This is a genomic window from Verrucomicrobiia bacterium, from assembly GCA_036268055.1.
Lineage (GTDB): Bacteria > Verrucomicrobiota > Verrucomicrobiia > Limisphaerales > Pedosphaeraceae > DATAUW01.
The window spans coordinates 210,573-221,596 of record DATAUW010000001.1 but is presented as its reverse complement, the minus strand read 5'-3'; the positions used below and the strand labels follow the sequence as shown (position 1 = coordinate 221,596).

Sequence of the window (11,024 nt, the reverse complement as noted above, 5' to 3'; positions counted from 1 at the left end):
CTTGCTGGGTTTTGCGGAGAGCGATTTGCATCACTGGCTGGAAGCGGCGGGGTTCAAGCGGATTGAGATCAGTGTCGTGGCGAGGGAGGAACAGCCGCCGCATTTTGAGACGATCCTTGCTGGAGGGGAGAAATAAGTGCGGAGTGCGGAGTGTGGAATGGAAAGATAGGCGAGACGTGAGTCCTGGGTGATGGCTTTTTGACTCGTAGAGTGGAAGGAACCTTTTTTGCTCCAACTTCATGAACATAAAAAAAACCAATTCTATGGAGCAGGGCGCAGATGCCGCGCTCGCGGGGCGTGTCACATTTTCTGCTGTTACGGCGGCGGATTTTGATGAGCTGGTTGTTCTTCGGATCGCCGCGATGCGGGACAGTTTGGAGCGTGTCGGTCGCTTCGACCCGGAACGCGCCCGCGAGCGGCTTCGCAAATCATTCCATCCCGGCCACAGCCAGTTCGTGGTTCTCGACGGGCAGCGCATAGGCTTTCACACCTTTCGACCCGCCGGAGGTGATTTTTATCTGGAACATCTTTATATCCACCCAAACCATCAGTCCCGCGGCATTGGTTCTTACGTCATCCGCAACTTGTTGGCGAGATCTGACGCCCTGCGGATGCCCGTCCATCTCGGCGCGTTGCGGGACAGTCCGTCAAACCGGTTCTACCAGCGACATGGCTTTGTGCAGACCCGCGAAGAAGAATGGGACATTTACTATGTCCGAACACCCAGCGAAACCAAAAACGCCTGACCTGTCATTTAGGTTGAAGCCGGTTACGTCTGTTTTCTGTTTTTTCAGCAGTGGGTTTGTAGGGGATGTCTGCTGCGCCAGGGATCGTTTTTTGGATGAAGAGCTGGCTGCCCCCGACTGAAGTTTGGAGGTTAATGAGAAGTGCGTGGTGAATTGTTGGCGTCTCGGAAAATATCTTTTTAGATTTAATTTTTTTTTCTTACTCTGCGCCTTTGCGTCTCTGCGACTCTGCGTCAAAAAAGGAAAGCACGACGGTGGTTAAAGGATCAGCGGTTCAGATCGTTGAGCCAAGCTAGGACTCTTTTTGCGGACAGCGGGTGTGGGTTGATTTGGAATTTTTCGGAGGCGTTGAGGAGTTGGTAGGTGGCGCGGAGATTTTCGGTGGGGAAGTGGGTGGAAATGTTTTCCAGCAAAAGTGGATGAGGGGCGGCGAGGAGGGTTGTGGCGTTGAAAGTGTCTATGTTGCGGATGCCGGGGCAATAGAGGCCGGGGGCGAGCAGGTTTTGGTCGTTGGAGATGTCGAGCTGGCCGCAGTCGGCGATGACGGCATCGGCGGATTGGGCGGCGAGGAGTGACCAGAATGCGCCGTGGCCCGCGCCGTAGAGGACGACGCGATAGTTTTTGAAGTCGAGAGTTTTTGCGGCCTGACAAATGTTCATGAGATCGCGGATTTCAAGTTGAAGCTGGGTGCGATTGTAGCAGTTGAAAAGGACGGAGTGTTCGTCGGCAGCGGGCGGGGTGGCGAGGTCTTCGACGATGGCGATTTCAATATTGTGCTTGAGCAATTCACGGGCGAGACCGGCGGGAGTTTCACCATCGAGAAAAGTTTTTGCGCCGAGGGTGTTGACGAAGATGACGAGCAGCGGCTGGGCGAAGGCATTCGTTTTTGTGGGAACGAATCGCAGCATGGAACGTGAATAATCTTCACCGGCGTGGACGGTGACGCGTTGGACGGAGTAGTCGGATTTCGCGGCAAGATAGGCGAATGAGGTATCGGTATCGGCGGGGCGCAAGAGCAGCGTGTGGGTCAATGCCGGTTGCATGATCTGTTTATATTTGGCGAGCGAGGCTTTGTCGTGCGGTTCGAGCGCGGCGAGTTGCGCGGCGTGGGCGCGAATGCGGGATTGGATGAAGGCATCTTCGGTCAGGGCATCGGCGGGAAGTTTGCCATCGGGAAAAACGCGCAGAGCAGCGTCGGGTTCTTTAGAGTAGGGAAGTTCCTTCACGGGTTCGTCGGGAGCATTGAGGAGAATTTTATCGAACCATTGGTAAAGCGCTTCGCGGCTGGTTTGGTTGCAGTTGTGGGGGAAATTAAATTCGACGTAGCGCAGATTATTCGTGGCCTGAAAAAGCTGGTAGATGTGTTCGAGCGCGGGACCTTCGACGGTCAGGGTGGTCTTGGTCCAATCGCCGGTGGCACCGACGAGAATTTGCGGACGCGGCGCGGGCGCGGCGGCGATCTCCATGTTCGAGTATTCGACGCGCAGGCCGGGCATATTTTCGCAGAAGCATCCGCCTTGCATAACATGGCTGACCATGACGACGGGCGCTTGGACGGCGAGGCGATTATCTATCGCGCCCAGCATAAAGGTTTGCGTGCCGCCGCCGGATTCGCCGGTGCAACCGAGGCGATGCGGGTCGGCATCGGGCAGCGAGGCGATAAAATCCAGCGCGCGCAGACTGTTCCAGGTTTGCAGGCCCATGAGCGAAATGTTCCAGAGCAAGGCGGCGGGGTTATTCGCGGCGAAATCGTGGTGAGTTTTGTAAAAGGGCTGGTTCGTCGGCGAGTCGGCGAAATGAGTGTCGTTGTAGCCGACGAGGTCGTACGAAAAGGCGATCATGCCTTGCTTCGCGAAATTGATGCAGCGGGCCGGGAGGCTGCAAAGCTCGGTATCGGTGAGGCGGCCTTCGTCCCAATGACCGTGGGGACTCAGGACGGCGGGAAATGGTCCCGCGCCGTGGCCGAGCGGGCGGTAAAGATTTCCGGCGAGATAAAATCCCGGCCAGGTTTCGAAATAAACTTTTTCGATGGTGTAACCGTCGCGAACGATTTTGCCGGAGATGACGGAGTGCAGCGGAGTTTTGTCAGGCATCGGCCAGAGCCCGGCGCTGACGAGGATTTGTTCGCGGATGATGCGGGCGCGTGATTGCCATTGGCCTTTATTGTTGATGGCGGGGAAATCGCGCGGAGTGGCGGTGGCGATGATCGGGTTGTCGGGAGCGAGGTTGGTATCGGCGGCGCGGACACTCGATGAAACCAGCAGCGCGAACAGCAGCAGAACAAAATGAGAGCGCATGAGCTTAGTTTTCAGCTTTCAGTTTTAGTTTCAAGTAAAGATACACGATTCCGGGCAAGTGTTTTGCCTAAAGGGTTTTGGAAACGGCCAATTTGTCGGTGAAGGGACTACAAGGGATTCAGGCGAATGGCTATTTAAAGTCCGGAGGGGAATTGCCGATACTCTAACTGTGAAACGATTTTTACTGTTTACCTATTACGTGGGACGCCCGCTGGGTGGAGTGAAAGATTTTCTCGATTCATTCGACTCGGTTGAAGAGGCGTTGGACAATATCCTCGAGGAATCCATGCGCTACTATCAGGTGGTGGACGCGGAGACGATGGAGACAGTCAAAGAAGGACTGGCGCGTTTCAAAAATATTTCGCCCAAGGGTTTGAATAGTTCCAGCGATTCGAGCGATTCGTGGTCGGAAGACAATCGGTAAAGCATTTCACCAGCTTCAAAAGGTTTCCCGCAATTCTGTGTGAACTAACGCTGAAGCTGGAATGCCAGCAGTGCGTAAAATTCTTCAATCGGTGGTTTCCCGAAAGACACTTCAATCAGCGGCCCCCTAATGCGGGTCGCGGCTTTCCTCACGGAGTTCCCGGGATCACGCTTAGTGTAATATTGCCTTGAGCGCCTGAAATACTGGCTACAACGATCTGATAAGTGACGCCGGCCACGGCATTGAAAGAAACGACGGCGGGACCGGGTTGGTAGTTGCCCTCAATCCCGACAGCATTAAGATTTTGGAGCGATGTCCCAGTGAATACGCCGAGGGCAGTATAGTAATCATAGCTATAAGCTTGCAAGTCAGCGACGACTGAAACCAGACCGTTTGTCGTGGACGTCCACGACCACCAAACAGAAGGTCCTTCATTATATTCTGCGATATTTGGTTCGTTCGCTTCGAGCGTGGCACCCGTGTTCAACCCAGTAGTACTTACCGGCAGACCGGTAAGCGGCAAACGATTGGCGAATGCGTCATTTGGAGGAGGCACGGTCACACTAAAATAGTGGCTAACACTAAAATCCAACGCATCCAAGGCGGTCACCGCGTAATAGTTGACGCCATAATTGGCATTGGAATAAGTCAGGCTGAGGGAAAGATTGGTGGTGCTGGCGAGGTTGATTCCATTCAGGCTGATGGACAAGCTCTTCAGTGGAACGGTGCCAGGACTGGCGGTGGCACTGATGAAGATATTGGTGAAGGTCGCGCTGGGAATGGAGCTGATGGCCGGACTCGAAACGTTCAAGGAAGGAGGACTGCTGAGGTGTAGCTGGATGCCACCGGGATTTTCGTAACTATACCCTTCAAAATAATAAGTGGTTCCAGCGGTTGCTGAAAATACCAAAGGGTAAAAAGGAGCTTCGTAAACGTAATTTGGATTGTACAAATTGTAAACTGGGGTCAGGTTATTGATCGCAGGGCCGCCGGAATAAGCGGAGACATTGAAATAGTCATTTTTGCTCACGCCAGTGGCAGCCACAGCCGCCAATCCAGTAGCAGTGGCGGTCCACTTCCACCAAACGGTTCCCGCACCAAAAGTAACCGGATCGCCCGGTTCAAAGGTGGAGTTGTTGTTGTAACTTTCGGCGACGATTCCCAAGCCAGGCAACAGAGTAGCGTTGGCAAAATTGTCGTTCGGTGGAGGAGGCATCGAGTCAGTACGGTCAGCCACGCGATAAAATATTTTGGGGCCATCAGTAATGTTGGTGGTCGAAAAATCCATGCGATCGCCAAAACTGACAAAGGCGAACGCGTCGGTCCAATCCAAGAAATTAGTTGAGGATTCCACGACGTAGCCCCGTCCAATGCGGCCATAGACCGGGAATTCAAACGTATTTCGGTTAGATTGCAGAGACGGGGATAGCTGCTGATAAAACGTCAAATCGTGCGCGAGAACGGATTCCACGTACCCGGGAGGGATGCCTCGCACCGTGCCGCCAAAAGTGGATTCAAGCGTGCCACCGATGAATCCCTGCTTGTAAAAAACCGGAAGAAAAGATCGCGGCGCGTTTGTCGCCGTAAATGCCGCGGGTGCGTAAAGAGCGAGGTCGGAATCTATGCTGGAAATGACCATCGTATTGCTGGCGAGCGAATTCTCCAGGTCCGCGAGGGTGGCGCGGAAATTTTGCTCCCGTCCAGCGCTTTTTGGGTCCAGATTGAACAGTCGCGTCTCTCCGGCGCTCCGTTCACGGATGAACAGCGACGCCGCAAGGTAGCGGTTCACGCCATTGGTGTAAGCGCTTTTGGCATTGAGCAGGTCGTTGGTGGAGGCAAAAGTAAGCAAGCCCGGATAGTCTTTAAACAAAGCGGCGAAAGAAAAAGCGTCGTTAGCGTACAATGAACGAATGACTGTCAGTTGCGCGTCGAGATTCCATGAATAAGTGTTGTAAATAAGATATTCGCTGGCCTGAAGCATCGCGCGAAGCATTTGGATGTCGCCATAGTCGAGCGTCACGGCCACGCTGCCGGTATCCGACGCGGTTAGGGCCAGGGTGAAATTGGTATCCGTGATGACGCTTAGATTTGACTCGGCGCCGATTATCGCGGGCAAAAAATTGGTGCGAAGCAGGGAAGTAAATTCATTTGCATCCACTCCGGCCGGGGCGATTAAGAGGCCATTGCTGTCCCTGAGCGGACGCGCGGTCCAGTCGTACAGATTGCGGCCTACGGCCGGCACACCCCAGCGAGTCAAAAAATTACTTGCCGGCGGCAGCAGCGGCAGTGACAGGACTCGCGTGACGGCATAGAAGGTATTGGCCACCGGATCGGCAGGAACCGAATTCACGGCATTGGAAAAATTCACATTGGCGGAAACAATATTGCTGACTGCCAAAAAACTTCGGCCTTGCGAAACGAAGTCAGCCATCGCCGGCGACGCGCCTTTGAAGCCAAGCCACAATGCGACCAACGATCCGAGAAGAAGCCATTTTAATTTCATTTTCCCTTTCAAACCGAATAAGCGGAGTTAACTAAAACCGAAACTAGAGCCCTCCGTTGTTTCCTACGTGGCGCGGTAGCACATTGCTTACATCCAATCGGACACTGCCACACTTCGATCCGCTCAAGCGGTTACGCGTGCGCATCCGATTCTGGAAATATTCCTCGCCACTGGCATTTCGTCATTCCCCAAAAAACCTAAACTTTGGAACTGCGTGCAATCGGTTATTAAAGCTTAAAAATCCCATGACAAACCCGGTAAGACTGGCGCGGATGCTCTCAGAATTTATCTGCATGTCAAATAAATTGATACCCGCGGCTAAATAGCTATATTGGCACGACGCGCCTGAAGAATGGATTGTCAAAACCTGTAGCCACTCGAGTGCGGAATCTATTTAAATGCAGGGTTTGTTAGTGCTTGAATTTTCCAAATTTATTGATAAAAGAAAGGCTTGAATTTGTCGTTTCTCAAGCGGGGTGTTTGAACTCCTGAGTTTAATGAAGATCTGCCCGCGATTTTTTTATCTTGCCGCGCTGTCGCTGATTTTATTCCTGTCCTCTCACTCGGCCAAGGCCCAGTTGCAGGCGTCCACCAACGTCGCGGATGTTTATAAATATTTTCACTTCGATCCGTCGGCGACGAATTGCGGGGTGTTGATGCAGATTTCCGATGTTCACATGGCACTCGATAACACGGAGCTGGCCAATGGCACAATCGTGACGAATATTGACCCACGGCTGATCGCGATGTTGCATGCGATTTCGCCGCACCCCACGGCGATGATCGTGACGGGTGATTTGTGCGTGGCAGGGGCGACGGCCTTTGGACTTCACGATAATGAGCCGGAAGCGATGAATGAACTCATCCTCGCGCGGACGGCGCTGAGCCAGTTCACAAATTTTCCACTCTATATTCTGCCCGGCAATCATGACAATCCCGCTTACGAGGTCACGAATTCCGCGCTGTTCAACAAAATATTTCCCAACACGCCGCGCTACACGAATTTTACCATCGCCGGATTGCCGGTGATCGGGTTGGCGGGCCACGGCGGGGGCTGGCTGGACCCGGAGGAGCGGGCGTGGCTGACGGGTTTGCGCGAAACGATGGATCATACCAAGCCGGTGCTTTTGGCGGTGCATCAACCGATCGTTGCGGCGTTCAGCGCGGATGCGCGGGAGTTGCGGCGGGACATTTTTTGGTTTTTGAAACCTTGGACGGCGCCGACCTGGCTGGCTTGCGGTCATGCTCATACGCGGGATGTGAGCCAATTCCCGGTGGGCGCGAGCACCTTGACGGAGTACGTTTGTCCGGCGGCGCAAAACTGGCTGATCCCGACTTCAAATCCGCTTTCGCCTTCGGCTTGCGGATTTTATTTGTGGTGCATCACCAATGGAACGGTGCAGGGGGTGGTGGAAGGAGTTCTGACCAACTCCACTTATTATGCGCTTTCTCTTAATGAGAAATATGCCAGTTCTTTGCCTTCGCTATACGACGGAGTGACCAACATCCTGTTCACCGCGGAGGAAGGCCGTTTCAACCGGAGCGATTACCAGGTGAGTGTGCGGGGGATTGACGTGACTTACTGGTGGTCTTATGTGGTCACCTATACTTGCCGGTTGCCGGTGGAGAAATATCCCACGGCCACGCGGGCGCTGTTCATGGGCGCGCCGCCGGACACGAGTTATTATTTTGGAACGAATACAAATTCATGGGTGAGCGCGCCGCTGGAATTTCTTTCGCCGGGCAGCATTTCATCCATCGTGATTCCGCCTAGTTTGCGTTCGGGGCCATTATATTTTATGGCTTCGAATTCCGTGGATACGGTTTTCTCCGGCGGATTCGGACTGGCGACGACCAATCGGATGACTGACTTTGCGGCGTGGGCGGGGGCCACGGTCGGCGATTCCACGATCACGCCGATGACGCTGCTTCCGAATGCCGGCGGCATCACTGCGTGGGATGCTTATCTGTTCGGATTGGATGCGTCGCACACGGAAACTTTACGGGAGCAATCCGGTGCGCCTTATCTGGGAACTTTGCCTGACGTCAGTTCCGGGCAGTTGCGGTTTGGGGCGCGGACGAATCTCAATTATACCATTCTGCAAACGCAGTCGTTAAACGATCCGTGGACGCCCGCAACGCCAACCGTCTCCGTCACGTCGAATGGTTGGAATGAATTGAAAGTCACGAATTCAGCGTCGAAGGGTTTCTTTCGCATCGGCGCGCAGACGAATTAAAGGACAGAGCCGCGTTAAGCTGGCTCTATGAACCGTTGGCCGCCTTTTTTTGGCCGGTCATGAGGAAGTCCAGGTATTCGATCAGTTGGCGTTTCATTTCCTTGCGGGTGACGATGGAATCAATGAGGCCGTGGTCGAGGAGGAATTCAGCGGTTTGAAATCCGGGCGGCAATTCCGCTTGGGTGGTGTCTTTGATGACGCGCGGGCCGGCGAAGCAGATCATGGCGTGCGGTTCGGCGAGGATGAGATCGCCGACGCTGGCAAAACTCGCGGTCACGCCGCCGGTTGTGGGATCGGTCAGGATGCTAATGAAGGGGAGCCTGGCCTTGGCGTGGTAAGCAAGAGCGCCGCAGGTCTTGGCCATTTGCATAAGGCTGAAAGTGCCTTCATACATGCGCGCGCCACCGCTGGCGGAGACGATGATCAGCGGCAAGGATTCGTCGGTAGCGTGTTCGATGACGCGGGTCAATTTTTCGCCGACCACGGAACCCATCGAACCGCCGAGAAAACTGAAATCCATTACGCCGAGAGCGGTGCGGTGTTCGCCAATCGTGCCGACGCCCGTGACGACGGCATCTTTGTGGCCGGTGGACTTTTGATAGTCGGTGAGCTTGGAGGCATAGCTGGAAACGCCGGTGAACTTCAGAATGTCCACGCTGGTCATTAAAGCATCGAGTTCTTCAAACGAACCCGGTTCAACGAGCGAATTGATGCGGTCGCGGGCGGCGATGGGAAAATGATATTGGCATTGCGGGCAAACCTTTTGGTTTTCCTCCAGCTCTTTGTCGAAAACCATTGTGCCGCATTGTTTGCACTTGGTCCAAAGACCTTCGGGAATATCACGCTTGCGAGACTTGCCGCCGCCCATCTTGGATTTCTTAACGAAATTGGTTTCCGTGTTCGGCGGCGGAGTGACGGCCGGCTCGACGGTTTCCAAACCCAAAGTTTTTTTGGTGAAGGTGGTGGTAGAGGAAGACATGTCAGGCATTTTGCAAGTTAGGGTTGGCTGAATGGAAATGACGAATCCGTTGGGCGCATGCCCGATTCGAAGTCAGAACCGGTCCCGGTGGCGGGACGAGTTGCAAGCCGTTGAATCTTTGTCATTAAATTAAATTCCGCGAGCGACAGTCCAAACCGAGACTTCAGCCGCGCCAGCGGACAGCAATACTTTGGCACAAGCACTGGTAGTTGCGCCAGTCGTAAAAACATCGTCCAGAATCACGATACGGCGGCCATTGACCGGCTCTCCAACCCGCAGGGCGAAAGCATCTTGCATGTTTTTCGCGCGCTCGGAGCGGGTGAAATGAGTTTGGGTCTGGGTAGGTTTGACACGGCGGAGGAGCTTCGCATTCAATGGAATTTGCGTCGCGCGGCTGAGGCGGGTGGCGAGGCGTCCGGCTTGGTTGAATTCACGTTCGCGCTGCTTGGCGGGATGCAGGGGGACGGGAATGATCAAATCATAAGGGTTTTTGGCCAGGACGGGCGCGGCTTCGCGAATCAGCAGGTCGGCGAGGAATGGCTCGAACCATAAGGCGCGTTGGTATTTGTAGCGATGGATGATCTCAAGCAGAAAGGCGTTCGCCACGACCGCCGAGCGAGCGTAGCTGAAGTGCAGATCCATTTCGCGACAGTTGGCGCACTCGAACTTGGTGGTGATTGCGCCTTGGAATGGCAAGCCACAGCGATCGCAAAAGGGCGGACGGATGAAGTGGATTTTTTTCCAGCACGGCGGGCAGACAAAACCTTCGGCTGGCTTGGCGCGCTCGTGATTGCAAATCTGGCAGGTCTCGGGATACAGAAGGCCGAGGGCGGCATCGCGAAGTGGTTTGAGCGCGGAGACGTTCATCGTCGGGGCGCGGGTTTGGCTTGCGGGAGGCGAAGCAAGACGAGAAGCGCGAAGCTGAGAACGAACAACGCGAGCCAGCCATCAATCAATTTTTCCGTGCCCCAGAGCCATTGATTCGCGGAGGGCAGCGCGCCAGTGAGGAAGCCGTAGGATTTCAGCCAAAAAATCCAGCCGGCGTGCAGGCCGATGGAGAAATAAAGATTGCCGGTGCGTTGATACGCGAGGCCGAGCAGGGTGCCCGCGAGGGTGAGGTTGAAGAAACCGGGAATGACGACTTGGAGGTTGCCAAAGCCGCGCAGCATTTGGGGCACCAATTCGAGGCCGGTTGTCCAAGTGATGGGACCGGCGGCATCGGCGCTTTGCATGAAGTGGACGATTGCGTAAATCATGCTGCTGATAAGCAGGGCGATGCGCCAGTCGCAGACTTTTCGCAACGCGCCAAAGATCGCACCGCGAAAAAGCAATTCCTCGAGCACGGCGACGACGATGGCGGTGGCGGCGGCACCCGCAATTTTGCCGGTGAGTTTGGCGGCGGTGAGGTCGGAATTAAATTGGCGTCCGTGCGCGACGAGAACGATGACGGCCACGAACGCGAGCGACCCGAAACCAAGCGCGAAGCCCGCGCCAAGGCGAGAGCATTCACCGCGCGGATTTACAAGGCCCACGTCCCGCCATGAGCGCGCGCCGAGGCTTCGCAGCAACGGCCAGATACTGAGGAGCGCGAGCACGAGCAGCGAGCGATTGACGAAGCGATGAAAGGGATTGTGCGCGAGATGGGAATCCGGCGCGACGGATTGGACGAACCAATAAAGCCACGGCGCGAGCAGAGCGCCGCCGATGAAAACGACGATGAGAAAAATGAACAGCGCACGAATGGGTCGCGGGCGGATTTGGTTTGTGTGATCGTTTGCCAATGGGGAGATTAAGCCTGAAGGCGGTGGGTTTTGCGAGAAATTCTGAGAAGAAGCGCG

At 54.8% G+C, this 11,024-nt stretch carries 8 protein-coding genes; 3 read left to right on the top strand and 5 right to left on the bottom strand.

Translation table 11 applies throughout. The annotated features are described in order from the left end of the window. Positions 1 to 239 precede the first annotated feature (239 nt). Complete coding sequence (locus VH413_00940; protein HEX3797236.1) at positions 240 to 746, top strand: GNAT family N-acetyltransferase; 507 nt, start codon at positions 240 to 242, stop codon at positions 744 to 746. 266 nt (positions 747 to 1,012) lie between these two features. Here the strand turns inward: VH413_00940 and VH413_00935 are convergent, their stop codons facing one another. Next, on the bottom strand, positions 1,013 to 3,043 hold the full coding sequence (locus VH413_00935; GenBank protein HEX3797235.1) for an acetylxylan esterase: 2,031 nt from the start codon (positions 3,041 to 3,043) through the stop codon (positions 1,013 to 1,015). Between the two features lie 169 nt (positions 3,044 to 3,212). Between VH413_00935 and VH413_00930 the strand changes: the two genes are divergently transcribed. After that, entirely contained in the window at positions 3,213 to 3,467 is a 255-nt protein-coding gene (locus VH413_00930) for a hypothetical protein (protein HEX3797234.1), read from the top strand. 148 nt (positions 3,468 to 3,615) lie between these two features. Here VH413_00930 and VH413_00925 read toward each other — a convergent pair whose 3' ends face one another. Next, on the bottom strand, positions 3,616 to 5,970 hold the full coding sequence (locus VH413_00925) for a hypothetical protein (GenBank protein ID HEX3797233.1): 2,355 nt from the start codon (positions 5,968 to 5,970) through the stop codon (positions 3,616 to 3,618). 497 nt (positions 5,971 to 6,467) lie between these two features. Here VH413_00925 and VH413_00920 point away from each other — a divergent pair, with 497 nt between their 5' ends. Beyond that, the gene (locus tag VH413_00920; GenBank protein HEX3797232.1) at positions 6,468 to 8,207 is read left to right on the top strand and encodes a metallophosphoesterase; all 1,740 of its coding nucleotides are present in this window, start codon (positions 6,468 to 6,470) and stop codon (positions 8,205 to 8,207) included. Positions 8,208 to 8,232: 25 nt separating this feature from the next. On the opposite strand, the gene accD is transcribed toward VH413_00920, so the two are convergent. From accD to VH413_00905, 3 genes are all read right to left on the bottom strand, one after another. Then, positions 8,233 to 9,186, bottom strand: coding sequence for an acetyl-CoA carboxylase, carboxyltransferase subunit beta (gene accD, locus VH413_00915; protein HEX3797231.1), 954 nt, complete (start codon positions 9,184 to 9,186; stop codon positions 8,233 to 8,235). A 129-nt stretch (positions 9,187 to 9,315) separates the two neighbouring features. After that, a complete protein-coding gene (locus tag VH413_00910; GenBank protein ID HEX3797230.1) occupies positions 9,316 to 10,053 on the bottom strand; it encodes a ComF family protein in 738 nt (245 codons plus the stop codon). Further along, on the bottom strand, positions 10,050 to 10,967 hold the full coding sequence (locus VH413_00905; GenBank protein HEX3797229.1) for a CPBP family intramembrane glutamic endopeptidase: 918 nt from the start codon (positions 10,965 to 10,967) through the stop codon (positions 10,050 to 10,052). Before VH413_00905 ends, VH413_00910 begins: the two co-directional genes overlap by 4 nt. Between the last annotated feature and the right edge of the window lie 57 nt (positions 10,968 to 11,024).

Coding starts and splice junctions, on each gene's coding strand:
- VH413_00935 (HEX3797235.1), bottom strand. CDS start 3,043: ATGCGCTCTCATTTTGTTCTGCTGCTGTTCGCGCTGCTGGTTTCATCG.
- VH413_00940 (HEX3797236.1), top strand. CDS start 240: ATGAACATAAAAAAAACCAATTCTATGGAGCAGGGCGCAGATGCCGCG.
- VH413_00925 (HEX3797233.1), bottom strand. CDS start 5,970: ATGAAATTAAAATGGCTTCTTCTCGGATCGTTGGTCGCATTGTGGCTT.
- accD (HEX3797231.1), bottom strand. CDS start 9,186: ATGTCTTCCTCTACCACCACCTTCACCAAAAAAACTTTGGGTTTGGAA.
- VH413_00920 (HEX3797232.1), top strand. CDS start 6,468: ATGAAGATCTGCCCGCGATTTTTTTATCTTGCCGCGCTGTCGCTGATT.
- VH413_00910 (HEX3797230.1), bottom strand. CDS start 10,053: ATGAACGTCTCCGCGCTCAAACCACTTCGCGATGCCGCCCTCGGCCTT.